This is a genomic window from Kitasatospora sp. NPDC097605, assembly GCF_040302725.1.
GTDB lineage: Bacteria > Actinomycetota > Actinomycetes > Streptomycetales > Streptomycetaceae > Kitasatospora.
Genome location: NZ_JBEOSF010000011.1, coordinates 39,982 through 54,260 on the forward strand (window position 1 = coordinate 39,982; position 14,279 = coordinate 54,260).

The 14,279-nt window shown below is 73.2% G+C and carries 10 protein-coding genes and 1 other RNA gene; 10 read left to right on the forward strand and 1 reads right to left on the reverse strand.

Annotation, left to right across the window (positions count from 1 at the left end; genetic code table 11):
* Nucleotides 1-199 precede the first annotated feature (199 nt).
* The 3 genes from ABTX81_RS14850 (at nt 200) to prfB (ending at nt 4,853) form a co-directional block, all read left to right on the forward strand.
* Entirely contained in the window at nt 200-2,119 is a 1,920-nt protein-coding gene (locus tag ABTX81_RS14850) for a serine/threonine-protein kinase (RefSeq protein WP_350544671.1), read from the forward strand.
* A gap of 258 nt (nt 2,120-2,377) precedes the next feature.
* A complete protein-coding gene (locus ABTX81_RS14855) occupies nt 2,378-3,637 on the forward strand; it encodes a serine/threonine-protein kinase (RefSeq protein WP_350544674.1) in 1,260 nt (419 codons plus the stop codon).
* Nucleotides 3,638-3,740: 103 nt separating this feature from the next.
* A complete protein-coding gene (gene prfB / locus ABTX81_RS14860; protein ID WP_350544676.1) occupies nt 3,741-4,853 on the forward strand; it encodes a peptide chain release factor 2 in 1,113 nt (370 codons plus the stop codon).
* 103 nt (nt 4,854-4,956) lie between these two features.
* Here prfB and ABTX81_RS14865 read toward each other — a convergent pair whose 3' ends face one another.
* Nucleotides 4,957-5,151, reverse strand: coding sequence for a hypothetical protein (locus tag ABTX81_RS14865; protein WP_344325125.1), 195 nt, complete (start codon nt 5,149-5,151; stop codon nt 4,957-4,959).
* 350 nt (nt 5,152-5,501) lie between these two features.
* Here ABTX81_RS14865 and ftsE point away from each other — a divergent pair, with 350 nt between their 5' ends.
* The 7 genes from ftsE (at nt 5,502) to ABTX81_RS14900 (ending at nt 13,716) form a co-directional block, all read left to right on the forward strand.
* Nucleotides 5,502-6,191: a cell division ATP-binding protein FtsE gene (gene ftsE / locus ABTX81_RS14870; protein WP_350544679.1), complete on the forward strand. Its 690-nt coding sequence runs from the start codon at nt 5,502-5,504 to the stop codon at nt 6,189-6,191.
* Nucleotides 6,192-6,267: 76 nt separating this feature from the next.
* A complete protein-coding gene (gene ftsX / locus ABTX81_RS14875) occupies nt 6,268-7,179 on the forward strand; it encodes a permease-like cell division protein FtsX (protein ID WP_344325131.1) in 912 nt (303 codons plus the stop codon).
* Between the two features lie 112 nt (nt 7,180-7,291).
* The gene (locus ABTX81_RS14880; RefSeq protein WP_350544681.1) at nt 7,292-8,440 is read left to right on the forward strand and encodes a S41 family peptidase; all 1,149 of its coding nucleotides are present in this window, start codon (nt 7,292-7,294) and stop codon (nt 8,438-8,440) included.
* A 44-nt stretch (nt 8,441-8,484) separates the two neighbouring features.
* The gene (gene smpB, locus ABTX81_RS14885) at nt 8,485-8,961 is read left to right on the forward strand and encodes an SsrA-binding protein SmpB (protein WP_350544683.1); all 477 of its coding nucleotides are present in this window, start codon (nt 8,485-8,487) and stop codon (nt 8,959-8,961) included.
* A gap of 88 nt (nt 8,962-9,049) precedes the next feature.
* Nucleotides 9,050-9,431: a transfer-messenger RNA gene (ssrA, locus tag ABTX81_RS14890) on the forward strand.
* Between the two features lie 128 nt (nt 9,432-9,559).
* On the forward strand, nt 9,560-11,875 hold the full coding sequence (locus tag ABTX81_RS14895) for a HelD family protein (RefSeq protein WP_350544684.1): 2,316 nt from the start codon (nt 9,560-9,562) through the stop codon (nt 11,873-11,875).
* Between the two features lie 368 nt (nt 11,876-12,243).
* Nucleotides 12,244-13,716: an NAD-dependent malic enzyme gene (locus ABTX81_RS14900; RefSeq protein WP_350544685.1), complete on the forward strand. Its 1,473-nt coding sequence runs from the start codon at nt 12,244-12,246 to the stop codon at nt 13,714-13,716.
* The last annotated feature ends 563 nt before the right edge of the window (nt 13,717-14,279 follow it).

Consider the following 14,279-nt stretch of genomic DNA (forward strand, 5'->3'; position numbering starts at 1 on the left):
ACCCCGCGACGCCCGTGGAACCGTCCGCGGACGCTCCGGGTCTTCCCGTAGGGGATGTCCCCCAACCCGGGCGAACGCCCCTGCCGGTCGCCTCAAAAACGTCAACCGACCCCGTTAGAGTGGCCGGAAACACGGGCCCGGCAGGCTCACCGCACCGGCGGAGGAGCGCCCCGCGCGGGCGGCACGACGAGGAGTGCGAGTGCGGCCAGTCGGCAGCAAGTATCTGCTGGAGGAGACCCTCGGGCGAGGGGCGACCGGCACCGTCTGGCGCGGCCGGGTCCGCGCCGACGTCGAGGTGCCCGGCAGCGCGCCCGGGCAGCTGGTGGCGATCAAGATCCTGCGCGAGGAGCTCGCCGCCGACCCGGACGTCGTGATGCGCTTCCTGCGGGAGCGCTCGGTGCTGCTGCGGCTGACCCACCCGAACATCGTCAAGGTCCGCGACCTGGTCGTCGAGGGCGAGCTGCTGGCCCTGGTGATGGACCTCGTCGACGGCCCGGACCTGTCCCGCTACCTGCGCGAGCAGGGCCCCTTCAGCCCGATCGCCGGCGCCCTGCTGATGGCCCAGGTCGCCGACGCGCTGGCCGCCAGCCACGCCGACGGCATCGTGCACCGCGACCTCAAGCCGGCCAACGTGCTGCTCGCCACCGCCGTCGTCGACGCCACCGAGCAGATGCACCCGATGCTGACCGACTTCGGCATCGCCCGGCTCGCCGACTCCCCGGGGATCACCCGCAGCCACGAGTTCGTCGGCACCCCCGCGTACGTCGCGCCGGAGTCCGCCGAGGGCCGGCCGCAGACCTCCGCGGTGGACGTCTACGGCGCCGGGATCATGCTGTACGAGCTGGTCACCGGCCGCCAGCCGTTCCAGGGGGACAACCCGCTGGCGATCCTGCAGGCGCACCTCGCCCAGGAGCCGCAGCGGCCGTCGACCATGCCGGAGCCGCTCTGGACGGTGATCGAGCGCTGCCTGCGCAAGGACCCGGCGCAGCGGCCGAGCGCGGTGTCGCTGGCGGACGCCCTGCGGGTGGTCGCGGCCGGGGTGGGCGTGCACGCCTCCCCGGCGGCGGTGGACGCGGCGCTCGCCGTCGGCGCGCTGCTCCTGCCGGACCTGCGGCCGGCCGCCGTACCGGGCGCCCCGGTGGGCGTGCCGGGCGGGCTGCCGGCGGACGCGCCGTTCGGCGCCGAGGACCGCACCCAGGTGCTCCCGGCCGGCCAGCAGCCCGGTCAGCCGGGCCAGCCGGGCCAGGGGTACGACCCGGCGGCCGCGACCCGGGTGATGGGCACCCAGCCGCCCCCGTTCGACCCGGCGGCCGCGACCCGGGTGATGCCGCCCGCCGCCGTGCCGCCGCCCCCGCCCGGCCCGCCGCAGGCCGAGACCCCGCACCCCTGGCAGACCCAGCTGCGGGCGGCCCGGGACCGCAACCAGCAGACCGAGATCGCCTACTTCGGACCCGAGGACTTCGACGCCCCGCCGGTCGCCCCGCCGCCCTACCAGGCCGGCCACGGCGGCCAGGGCGGACCGGGCGCCGCCCGCCCGCCGCAGGGGGCCCCGCAGGGCTACCAGCAGCCGGGCCAGCAGCCCCCGGGCGGCTACCGGCAGCAGCCGCCGCCCGGCTACGCCCAGCGCCCGCCGGTCGCCCCGCCGCCCTACCAGGCCGGCCAGGGCGGCCACGGCGGTCAGGCCGGACCGGGTGGCGGCCGCCCGCAGCCGCCCGGCGGCTACAACCAGCCCCCGCAGCCGGCCCCGCCGTACGGCCGCCCGCAGCGCGGGCAGCAGCAGGCGCCCGCCCCGCAGCACCCCGCCCCGGCCGCCCCGCCGCGCCGGGCCGAACCGCCCGCGCCGAAGCACCGCGAGCCCCCGCAGCGCCGCGCCGAGCCGCCCCGCGAGGCGCCCCGGGAGGCGCCGCGCCGCGAACCGCGCCCGCGCAGCCGCAACCGGATGTACATCCCGGGCCTGGGCTGCCTCAAGGGCTGCCTCATGGTGCTGCTGGTCCTGGCGCTGGCCGTGGTGGCGCTGTGGAACTTCACCCCGCTGCCGGAGTACTGGGCCGACGTCCAGGACTGGTTCACCAGCGCGAAGGACTGGGTGGCGGACGTCTTCGGCAGCGCGAAGAACTGACGCGGCCGACCGGAGGAGCGGGGGACGCCACCGGCCGGCGTGGTCCCACGGAGCGGCCGGCCGGTGGCATCCGCCCGTGCCGCACGACAGGATTGACGCTTTGTCGACAATTTCTGAGATTTCCCGCCGCTCAGGACCCGCCGGACGCCCTCAGGCGGCCCGCGGAGGGTGTCCGGGCGCGTAGGTTGGTCGCTGTTGTCCCGCCCCACCGAGCGCTCCGGACCCTCCCGGAGCGCTCCCGCCGCCCACGGAGCAGCATTGGCACGCAAGATCGGCAGCCGCTACACCGTCCACCAGGTGATCGGCCGGGGCTCGGCCGGGACGGTCTGGCTGGGCGAGGGCCCGGACGGTCCGGTCGCGGTCAAGCTGCTGCGCGAGGACCTGGCCGCCGACCAGGTGCTGGTCGGGCGCTTCGTCCAGGAACGCGCCGCGCTGACCAGCCTCGACCACCCCCGGGTGGTCGGCGTGCGCGACATGGTCGTCGACGGCAGTGACCTCGCCCTGGTGATGGAGCTGGTCCAGGGCACCGACCTGCGCTCCCGGCTGGAGCGCGACGGCGCGCTGCCCCCGCAGCTCGCCGCCTCGGTGATCGCCGACGTCGCCGACGGCCTGGCCGCCGCCCACGCGGCCGGCATCGTGCACCGGGACGTCAAGCCGGAGAACGTCCTGCTCGACCTCGCCGCGGCCCCCGGTCCCGGCGGCGCCCCGCGCGCCAAGCTCACCGACTTCGGGGTGGCCCGGCTGGTCGACGCCCCGCGCCGCACCCGCGCCACCCGGATCATCGGCACCCCCGACTACCTCGCCCCCGAGATCATCGAGGGCCTGGAGCCGCGCGCCGCCGTCGACATCTACGCCCTCGCCACCGTGCTGTACGAGCTGCTGGCCGGCTTCACCCCGTTCGGCGGCGGCCACACCGGCGCGGTGCTGCGCCGGCACGTCACCGAGCAGGTGCCGCCGATCCCCGGCCTGCCCGACGGCCTGTGGCGGATCATCGCCGAGTGCCTGGCCAAGGCCCCGGCCTCCCGGCTGCGCGCCGCCGAGCTGGCCGCCCGGCTGCGCGAGCAGCTGCCGGCCCTGGCCGGACTGCCGGTGCTGGCCGTCCCGCAGCAGGGCCGGGCGCCGGTCGAGGAGCAGCTGACCCCGGGCGAGGCGGTCTACGCCGAGGTGGACGCCGCCCCCGGCACCCACAAGCGCCGCCGCGGCCCGGCCGTCCCGCTGGTGCCCGGCGTCGCCCCGGACTCCACCCGGGACACCCACACCAGCCTGCGCCGCCCCTCCGCGCACGAGCTGGCCTCCTACGCGGCCGAGTCGCGGGCCCAGCGCACCGCCCCGGGCGCGGCCCACCGCCGGGACCGCCAGGCGCTGCTGCGCCGCCGCCGGGTGCTGGCCGTGCTGCTCGCGGTGGTGCTGCTGCTGGCCGGCGCCGCCGCGGCCTGGACCGCCTTCGCCGCCACCGCCCCGGACGCCGGAGCCGGACCGCGCCCGGCCACCGCCTCCACGGCGCCGCGGGCCCCGTAGCGGGCCCGTTCCGCGGGCCGGCGAGGGCTCGGAGGAGGCCCGCGGGGCCGCGGACGCACCCGGGGTCGTCATGAGCACCCCGGGAACCATTACCCTGGGGGGCGTGGCAGCCGTCGATCCTTCCGAAGAGCTCAAGAACCTCGAAACGACCATGGGGTCGATCGAGGCCGTCCTCGACCTGGACAAGATCCGGGCCGACATCGCGCGCCTGGAGGAGGAGGCAGCCGCCCCCGACCTGTGGGACGACCTGGCGAACGCGCAGAAGGTGACCAGCAGGCTCTCCTTCCTCCAGGGCGAACTGCGCAGGGTCGAGGGCCTCCGCGGCCGCATCGACGACCTGGGCGTCCTGTTCGAGCTGGCCGAGGCCGAGGACGACGCGGACACCCGCGCCGAGGCCGAGACCGAGCTGGTGGCCGTCGCCAAGGCGGTCGAGGAGCTGGAGGTCCGCACCCTCCTGTCGGGCGAGTACGACGCCCGCGAGGCGCTGATCAACATCCGCGCCGAGGCCGGTGGCGTGGACGCCGCCGACTTCGCCGAGCAGCTGATGCGCATGTACCTGCGCTGGGCCGAGCGGCACGGGTACCCGACCGAGGTCTACGACACCTCGTACGCGGAGGAGGCCGGCATCAAGTCCGCGACCTTCACCGTCAAGGCCCCGTACGCCTACGGCACCCTCTCGGTCGAGCAGGGCACCCACCGCCTGGTCCGCATCTCCCCGTTCGACAACCAGGGCCGCCGGCAGACCTCCTTCGCCGGTGTCGAGGTGCTCCCGGTCGTCGAGCAGTCCGACCACGTCGACATCGACGAGTCGGAGCTGCGCGTGGACGTCTACCGCGCCTCCGGCCCCGGCGGCCAGGGCGTCAACACCACCGACTCGGCGGTGCGCATCACGCACATCCCGACCGGCATCGTGGTGTCCTGCCAGAACGAGCGCTCGCAGATCCAGAACAAGGCGTCCGCGATGAACGTCCTCCAGGCCAAGCTGCTCGAGCGGCGCCGCCAGGAGGAGAAGGCCGCGATGGACGCGCTCAAGGACAGCGGCAGCTCCTGGGGCAACCAGATGCGCTCCTACGTGCTGCACCCGTACCAGATGGTCAAGGACGTCCGCACCGAGTTCGAGGTCGGCAACCCGCAGGGCGTGCTGGACGGCGACATCGACGGCTTCATCGAGGCCGGCATCCGCTGGCGCAAGCAGCGCGAGACCGCCGCGCAGTAACGCACGGTGAGCGGCACGGTCCGCACCGCGCCCCTTGCACAGCGGAACGAGCGAAGGCCCCCGACCGGTTCACCCCGGTCGGGGGCCTTCGCTCGTACGTCTCTCAGGCCAGCGCCTGCCGCGCGATCAGCGCCACCGCGAGCAGTCCGGCCAGCACGGCCAGCAGCATCGCGGGGGAGAGCGCGGCGAACGGACCCTGCTGCTCCTGCAGCCGGGCCCGGGTGGCACGGCACGCGGGGCAGCGGCCCTCGCTGACGCGGCCGTTGCAGTGGGCGCACACCAGATGGTCGCAGGTCATGCGATCTCCTCCTCGCTGCTACTGCAAACGCACCGGACCGGGCCTTGGTTCCTTCTCGTGCCCTGTGCGGCGGAGCGGTCGTGCCCGACCGCACCCTCCACTGTGCCAGGTTCCGGGCGTTCCGGCCCCCGGGCTGTGAGATGGCTCCCAATTTTCGGGGCATACCGGGGCATTCTCCCCCAGCTTTGGTCGGCTGTCCCGCTCCGAACCTGCGGGCCGGGCGCCCGTTCGCGTATGGTCCCAAGCCGGGAGCGGTCGTTCCGCTCCCCTCGCCCGCTCCGGGCCGGGCAGGCCGAGGGGCGGACCGACCCAGGACTGGCGCCGCCTAGGATGGCCTCCGTGATGCAGCCGTGATCAGATTCGACAACGTCTCCAAGACCTATCCCAAGCAGAACCGTCCCGCCCTGGACAACGTCTCGCTGGAGATCGAGAAGGGTGAGTTCGTCTTCCTGGTCGGCTCGTCCGGCTCGGGCAAGTCCACCTTCCTGCGCCTGTGCCTGCGCGAGGAGCGCCCCAGCAGCGGCGAGGTCCACGTCCTGGGCAAGGACCTGGGCAAGCTGTCCAACTGGAAGGTGCCGCACATGCGCCGCCAGCTGGGCACCGTCTTCCAGGACTTCCGCCTGCTGCCCAACAAGACGGTCGCGCAGAACGTCGCGTTCGCGCTGGAGGTCATCGGCAAGCCGAAGAGCGCCATCAACAAGGTGGTGCCCGAGGTGCTCGACCTGGTCGGCCTCGGCGGCAAGGAGGACCGCATGCCGGGCGAGCTGTCCGGCGGTGAGCAGCAGCGCGTGGCGATCGCCCGGGCGTTCGTCAACCGCCCGATGCTGCTGATCGCGGACGAGCCCACCGGTAACCTCGACCCGCAGAACTCGGTCGGCATCATGAAGCTGCTCGACCGGATCAACCGCACCGGCACCACCGTGCTGATGGCCACCCACGACCAGGCCATCGTCGACCAGATGCGCAAGCGCGTCATCGAACTCGACAAGGGGCTACTGGTCCGCGACCAGGCCCGCGGCGTCTACGGATACCAGCACTGACCACTCGGCGCTGACCCCGTGGGCCGCCCGCCCGCCTCGCCCGACCAGCAGTACCGACCCTGGAGTTGTTGAACGCATGCGCGCCCAGTTCGTCCTGTCGGAGATCGGTGTGGGTCTCCGCCGCAACCTGACGATGACCATCGCGGTCGTCGTCAGCGTCGCGCTCTCCCTCGCCCTCGCCGGTGCCTCCCTCCTGGTCCGCGACCAGGTCAACTCGATGAAGGGGTACTGGTACGACAAGGTCGAGGTGAGCATCTACTTCTGCACCAAGGCCGACGCCCGCAACTCGCCCCAGTGCGACAAGGGCGCGGCCACCGACCAGCAGATCGCCGACATCAAGACCCAGCTGGACAAGATGGACTCGGTGGTCCAGTCCTCGACCTTCGAGAACTCCGCCGAGGCGTACAAGCACTGGAAGGAGATGAACCCGGACAACCCGCTCATCTCCGTCCTCGGCCCGGAGGCCATCCCGCAGTCCTGGCGGGTCAAGCTCAAGGACCCGACCAAGTACGACGTCATCCAGAGCGCCTTCGCCGGCAAGCCCGGCGTCAAGTCGGTCGAGGACCAGCGGAAGATCCTGGAGAACCTCTTCGGCCTGCTGAACGGCCTCCAGACGGCGGCCTTCGTCATCATGGTGCTGATGCTCTTCGTCGCCCTGCTGCTGATCGTCAACACCGTCCGGGTGTCGGCGTACAGCAGGCGGCGCGAGACCGGCATCATGCGCCTGGTCGGCGCCTCGAACTTCTACGTGCAGATGCCGTTCATCGCGGAGGCCGCGTTCTCCGCGCTGCTCGGCGCGGTGATGGCCTCCGGCCTGCTGCTCGGCGGCCACTTCTTCGTCCAGAACTGGCTCGCCGAGCGGGTCCAGTTCATCCACTTCATCGGTCTGTCCTCGGTGCTGGCGGTCATTCCGCTGCTGGTCGTGGTGGGTATGGGCATGGCCGGCATCGCGGCCTTCTTCACCCTCCGCAAGTACCTCAAGGTCTAGGCCCGGGTGGCCCCGACGGCCCCGGACGGCACTGCGCCGTCCGGGGCCGTCGGCGTTCCGCCGCCGACCGGTGCGGGCCGCGGCGTCCCGGACACGCCCTAGACTCCGGTCCATGCCAGTCACTCCCCGCGCGGCGCGTCAGGTGGCCACCCTCAGCCTGGTGTTCGGCGTGGTCCTGCTGGCGGGAGCCGCCACCGGCGCCTGGGGCGAGCCCGGTACGACGCCGCGCCCGCCGTCGGTCGACACCGCCGCGGCCGCCGCCGCGACCATCGGCGCGGGCCAGGACCCGGCCGGCGCCGACCTCTCCGAGCAGCAGGCCGAGCACCTGATCGGCGCCACCGGCGACCGCTGGGGCGCGTACTACAGCGCCCAGGAGTACGCGGAGTTCAGCCAGGGACTGGACGGCCGCTACCTCGGCGTGGGGCTCTCCGTGGGCCGCGGCGAGGACGGCGTCACCACCGTCTCCCAGGTGCGCCCCGCCGGCCCGGCCGCCGCGGCCGGGATCGCGGCCGGCGACCGGCTGCTGCGGATCGGCGACGACCAGGCGGACCGGCTGCCGGTCACCGAGGTGGTCGCCCGGCTGCGCGGGCGCGAGGGCGCCGAGCGGCAGCCCGGCTCGGAGGTGGTCCTGGCGGTGCGGCGCGACGAGGGCGAGGAGCGCGAGGTCCGGCTGCGCCGGGCGCTGCTGGACAGCCAGCAGGTGACCGTGGAGCACCTGGCGGGCGGCGTGGTGCGGATCGCGGTGCGGGCCTTCACCTCCGGCGTGGCCGAGCAGGTGCGCGCCGCCGCGCGCGACGCGCGGGCCGGCGTGGTGCTCGATCTGCGCGGCAACTCCGGCGGGCTGGTCGACGAGGCCGCCGGCACCGCCGGGGTCTTCCTGGACGGCGGCCCGGTCGGCTCGTACCAGGACCGCGGCGGCACCCGGGAGCTGACCGCCCCGCCCGGCGGCGACCAGCGCACCCCGCTGGTGGTGCTGGTCGACGGCGGCACGATGAGCGCCGCCGAACTGCTCACCGGAGCCCTGCAGGACCGCGGCCGGGCCGTGGTGGTGGGCGGGCGCACCTTCGGCAAGGGCACCGTCCAGCAGCCCAGCCGGCTCGCCGACGGCGCGGTGCTGGAGCTGACCGTCGGCCGCTACTACACCCCGGCCGGCCGCTCCCCGGAGGGCACCGGACTGGCCCCGGACGTCCCGGCCGGCGCCTCCGAGGACGCCGCCGCGCTCGCCCTGCGGGTGCTGGGCGGTCTCGGCAGCCGCGCGTAAAGGGGCTGCTCCGCACCGGTCGGAGGTGCGAGAATGACCGCGCTATGGCAAAGGAAACCGGACACAAGCTGATCGCGCAGAACAAGAAGGCGCGACACGAGTACACCATCCTCGACACCTACGAGTGCGGTCTCGTGCTCACCGGCACGGAGGTGAAGTCACTGCGCGAGGGGCGGGCCAACCTGGTCGACGGCTACGCCTACATCCAGAACCACGAGGCGTGGATCGACAACGTCTTCATCCCCGAGTACACCCAGGGGACGTGGACCAACCACGCGGCCCGGCGCAAGCGCAAGCTGCTGCTGCACAAGCTGGAGATCCGCAAGATCGAGACGAAGGTCCGCGACGCCGGCCACACCCTCGTCCCGCTCTCGCTGTACTTCAAGGACGGCCGGGTGAAGCTCGAACTGGCGCTCGCCGTCGGCAAGAAGCTGTACGACAAGCGGCAGACCCTGCGGGAGAAGCAGGACACCCGCGAGACCGCGCGCGCGGTGGCGGCCGCCCGGCGACGCCAGCGTTAATCGGCTGGACCCTCGCTGGTCGCCTCGCGTACCATGGGGCCCAGCACCACGGACGGTCCTCCGTCCGCGCTGTTTCTCAACAAAACATGGGGATGATCGGTTTCGACAGGGGATGTTGAAACAGGGGAAGCGAGCCGAGGAACGCGGCAATGATCTCGTTAACCACGTGTCGCAAAAAAATAATCGCCAACTCTAAGCGCGATTCCCAGCAGTTCGCTCTCGCTGCCTAATAAGCACCGATAGCGCTTGGGTGTCAGACCGGGGGGTTCCCGACCCGGACCCTGGCATAATCTAGGGAACTCAACCGTCCGCCCGGGCTGCGAGGGCGGATGGGAAATCAAACAGCAGCTGGGCCTGTTGGCGGCTTGTCCGTGTGACCGCCAGGGCCGAGAAAAGCACAGCGGACTGCGCTCGGAGAAGCCCTCGATTGACTCCACTGGACCCGGGTTCGATTCCCGGCATCTCCACCACCCCATGTTCACAGTGAAGGCCGTCCACCGCGTTGCGGAGGGCGGCCTTCACGTTTCCCTCGGCCGGGGCGTAGGATCGTCCGTCCGCTCGTTTCCCGGAGCCGGATTCCGCCGCAACCACCGAGGCCATGCAGAGCAACACGGACACCAGCACCACGGACACCACCGCCGCCGACCACGAGACCGTGCGCGAGCGCGAGATCGCCGGTGAGCAGCGCCACCTCGACACGGTCTACCACCGGCTGGAGGAGAAGCTCGCCGAGGCCGAGTACATCCTGGAGGACGCCGCCAAGCGCGTGCACGTCGGCACCCCCGGCGCGCTCGCCGAGCGCGACGCCCAGGTGTACCGGGCCGGCGCCCACCTCCAGCGGCTCAACAACGAGTTCGAGGACTTCCTGTTCGGCCGCATCGACCTCCAGCGGCCCGACGCCCCGGAGGAGCACGGCATCCCCTCCAACACCCCGCTCGATCCGGCCGACCCGGCCGTCGCCGAGACCCTGCACATCGGCCGGCTCGGGGTGCTGGACGCGGAGTACGGCCCGCTGGTGATCGACTGGCGGGCGCCGGCCGCCGCGCCGTTCTACCGCTCCACCCCGCTGGAGCCCGGCCGGGTCATCCGGCGCCGGGTGATCCGCTCCAAGGGCCGCCGGGTGATCGGCGTCGAGGACGACCTGCTGCGCCCCGACCTCACCCCCACCCTGGACGGCGAGGAGCTGGCGGTGGTCGGCGACGGCGCGCTGATGGCCTCGCTCGGCCGCGCCCGCAGCCACTCGATGCGCGACATCGTCTCCTCCATCCAGAAGGAGCAGGACGAGGTGATCCGCGCCGCCGCGGCCGGCGCCACCCTGGTCACCGGCGGCCCCGGCACCGGCAAGACCGCCGTCGCGCTGCACCGGGCGGCCTTCCTGCTCTACCAGGACCGCCGCCGGTACGCCGGGGGCATCCTGGTGGTCTCGCCGACCCCGCTGCTGGTCTCCTACACCGAGGGCGTGCTGCCCTCGCTCGGGGAGGAGGGCCAGGTCGCCATCCGCGCGGTCGGCTCGCTGGTCGACGGCATCGAGGCCGGCACCTACGACACCCCGGAGACGGCCCGGATCAAGGGCTCGGCCCGGATGGTCCAGCTGCTGCGCCGGGCCGCCCGGGCGGCGCTGGAGCTGGGCGCGCCGCAGGAACTGAAGGCGGTCGCCCGCGGCGAGGTGCTGAAGCTGGACGCGAACCGGCTCAAGGCGGTGCGCGGCAACGTCATCGGCTCCGGCGGCACCCCGCTCAACCTGCTGCGCCCGCGCGCCCGCCGGCTGCTGCTGGACGCGCTCTGGCAGCAGGCCACCCGCCACCTGCCCCGGCCCGCCGACCACTACGCCCGCGAGCAGCGCCAGGAGGAGAAGGAGTCCTTCGACGAGTACGTCTCGGACGAGGCGCCGTTCCTGGACTTCCTGGACGCCTGGTGGCCCGCGGTCACCCCGCGCCGGGTGCTCGGCACGCTGAAGCAGGCCCGGCACATCAACCGGATCGCCCGCCGCGCGGTCACCCCGGAGGAGGCGAAGCTGCTGGCCGCGTCCTGGCGGCGGCTGTCGGAGCGCGGCGAGGGCGCGCTGTCGGCGCACGACGTGGCGCTGGTGGACGAGCTGCAGGTGCTGCTCGGCGAGCCGGCCCGCCCGAAGGTCCGCGAGGTGGACGCGGTGGACCTGCTGAGCGGCCTGGAGGAGGTCACCACCTTCGCCGACCGGTCCGCCCGGCAGCGTGAGCGGGTGCCCGTCGAGCGGGTCGAGTACGCGCACGTGATCGTCGACGAGGCGCAGGACCTCACCCCGATGCAGTGGCGGATGATCGGCCGCCGGTCCCGGATGGCCACCTGGACCATCGTCGGCGACCCGGCGCAGTCCTCCTGGCCGTTCCCCCAGGAGGCCCAGGCCGCGCTGGACGAGGTGCTGTCCGGCAAGCCGCGCCGCCGCTTCACGCTGACCGTGAACTACCGCAACCCCGCCGAGATCGCCGAGGTGGCGGCCAAGGTGCTGGCGCTGGCCGCGCCGGGCACGCCGTCGCCGAGCGCGGTGCGGCGGGTGGGCGTCGAGCCGCGCTTCGCGGCCGTCACCGACCCGTCGGCGGAGGCCTTCGGCGCGGCCGCCCGGGCCGAGCTGGAGCGGCTGCTGGGCGAGGTGGACGGCACGGTGGCCGTGGTGGTGCCGATGGACCGGCGGGCCGAGGCGGCGGGCTGGGCCGAGGGGCTGGGCGAGCGCGTGGTGGCGCTGGGCAGCCTGGAGGCCAAGGGCCTGGAGTACGACGCGACCGTGGTGGCCGACCCGACCGGGATCGCCGGCGAGTCGGAGGCGGGCCTGCGGGTGCTCTACGTGGCGCTGACCCGGGCGACCCAGCGGCTGACCGTGCTGTCCGGTCCGGACGACCTGCCGGACGCGGCCGGCGTCCCCGCGCTGCTGCGCGGCTGACGGTCCGTACGGCCGGCCCCGCCCAGGGCCGGCCGTACGCCGTCACGGTCCGCGACCACGGCGAAGGCCCCCCACCCGGCGGGTGAGGGGCCTTCAGAAGCTACGACACCGACCCGCCATGCTCGCCTCGCGGCAAGTGGTCCCTCGAAGGGACGAAGGTTGGGCCCGGGGGCTTGGATCGAGCCGGTGTCCCGTCCAATGTAACGCATCGGGCGGCGGAGGCAAGAAGTTGTCGGGTCCGCACACTCTATTAACGTTATTTCTGGCTTCGCCCCGGTAGGTGCGACCATCGATGTCTAGCATGCGCAAGCGAGGGACCTCGACAAACTGTTGACCTCGCGGACGGACGGACGGAAGAAGGAACGTCGATGGCGACGGTGCCCAGTGTCTCGAACTCGATCACGGTGCGGCTGGAGGTGCCGGCCAGAGGCAACGCCGTCAGCGCGATCACCACGGCGGTGGAGTCCTCCGGCGGCTCGGTGACCGGCCTCGACGTGACCGCCTCCGGCCTGGAGGCGCTGCGGATCGACGTCACGGTGGCCGCCTCCTCGGTGACGCACGGCGAGGAGATCGTCGAGAAGCTCCGGGCGATCGACGGCGTCTCCATCGGCAAGGTCTCGGACCGCACCTTCCTGATGCACCTCGGCGGCAAGATCGAGATGTCCTCGAAGCTGCCGATCCGCAACCGTGACGACCTCTCGATGATCTACACCCCGGGTGTCGCCCGGGTCTGCATGGCGATCGCCGAGAACCCCGAGGACGCCCGCCGCCTCACCATCAAGCGCAACAGCGTCGCGGTGGTCACCGACGGCTCCGCCGTGCTGGGCCTGGGCAACATCGGCCCGGCCGCCGCGCTGCCGGTCATGGAGGGCAAGGCGGCCCTGTTCAAGCGCTTCGCCGGGATCGACGCCTGGCCGATCTGCCTGGACACCCAGGACACCGACGAGATCGTGGCCATCGTCAAGGCGATCGCCCCGGGCTTCGCCGGCATCAACCTGGAGGACATCTCCGCGCCGCGCTGCTTCGAGATCGAGGCCCGGCTGCGCGAGGCCCTGGACATCCCGGTCTTCCACGACGACCAGCACGGCACCGCGATCGTGGTGCTGGCGGCGCTGATGAACGCGCTCAAGGTGGTCGGCAAGGAGATCGCCGACATCCGGGTGGTGATGTCGGGCGCCGGCGCCGCCGGCACCGCGATCCTCAAGCTGCTGATGGCGGCCGGCGTCGAGCACGCCACCGTGGCGGACGTGAAGGGCGTGGTCCACGAGGGCCGCGACGACCTCAACGACAGCCTGCGCTGGATCGCCCAGCACACCAACCGCTCGGGCCGCACCGGCAGCCTCAAGGAGGCCGTGGCCGGCGCCGACGTCTTCATCGGCGTCTCCGCCCCGAACGTGCTGGACGGCGAGGACCTGGCCACCATGGCCGAGGACGCCATCGTCTTCGCGCTGGCCAACCCGGACCCGGAGGTCGACCCGGCGGTGGCCCGGCAGACCGCCGCGGTGGTCGCCACCGGCCGCAGCGACTTCCCGAACCAGATCAACAACGTGCTGGTCTTCCCGGGCGTCTTCCGCGGCCTGCTGGACGCCCAGAGCCGCACCGTCAACACCGAGATGATGATCGCCGCCGCGCGGGCCCTGGCGGCCACCGTCGGCGACGACGAGCGCAACCCGAACTACATCATCCCCAGCGTGTTCCACAAGGACGTCGCCAAGACCGTCGCCGCCGCCGTCCGGGAGGCCGCCCTGGCCGCCGCCTCGGAGGCCCCCGCGCCGTCCCGTCCGACCCCGGGCATCGTCGGCACGCTCGACACCGCCTCCTTCCCCGCTGTGAAGCTCTGACGCCAGGTCCCCGCGCCGGGCCGAAGGGCGCGCCGCTGCCGGAGCGACGAGCGACCAGCGAGGTACGTGCGCCGGAGCGAGGAGTGTCGGCAGCGGGTCGGAGCGCCCGGCGGCCCCGAAGGGGGGAAGCCCGGCAGGAGTCTCCGCGGCGACCGGTCACGATGTGTCGGGGATCGGTCAAATGTCCGATTGGCGGTCGTACCCGCCCCTTCCCGCCCCGAACCCTTGCGACACAAGGGCGAGGGGCGTGTTTGGGCTTGTCGGACCTAGGGCGTACGGTAGCCCTGCACGGGGCAGGCGTGTCCGACAAGTACGGAACGTCCCCCTGGTCTTCCGGCGTGTCTTCCTTGACCGCCGCCCGCGCCCGGTCCGCCGGAGCCGACGGAGCGTCACACCTCCGGCGGGCGGGCGTTGTTCGGGTCGTGCCGCCGGGGCCCGATTGGCATTCTCGGGGCCGGTCGGGGCAGGATTCGTATCCGGGCAGGCAGGCGGGCCTTCGAAGGCGCGGCGCGCGGCACTGGGTGCGGACCCGGCTCGCGACCACGCATTGCCTGCATGAGCAC

Excerpts from the sequence above, each read along its gene's own strand:
- ABTX81_RS14865 (WP_344325125.1), bottom strand. The coding sequence starts at position 5,151 with ATGACCTGCGACCATCTGGTGTGCGCCCACTGCAACGGCCGCGTCAGC.
- ftsX (WP_344325131.1), top strand. The coding sequence starts at position 6,268 with ATGCGCGCCCAGTTCGTCCTGTCGGAGATCGGTGTGGGTCTCCGCCGC.
- ABTX81_RS14880 (WP_350544681.1), top strand. The coding sequence starts at position 7,292 with ATGCCAGTCACTCCCCGCGCGGCGCGTCAGGTGGCCACCCTCAGCCTG.
- smpB (WP_350544683.1), top strand. The coding sequence starts at position 8,485 with ATGGCAAAGGAAACCGGACACAAGCTGATCGCGCAGAACAAGAAGGCG.
- ABTX81_RS14895 (WP_350544684.1), top strand. The coding sequence starts at position 9,560 with ATGCAGAGCAACACGGACACCAGCACCACGGACACCACCGCCGCCGAC.
- ABTX81_RS14900 (WP_350544685.1), top strand. The coding sequence starts at position 12,244 with ATGGCGACGGTGCCCAGTGTCTCGAACTCGATCACGGTGCGGCTGGAG.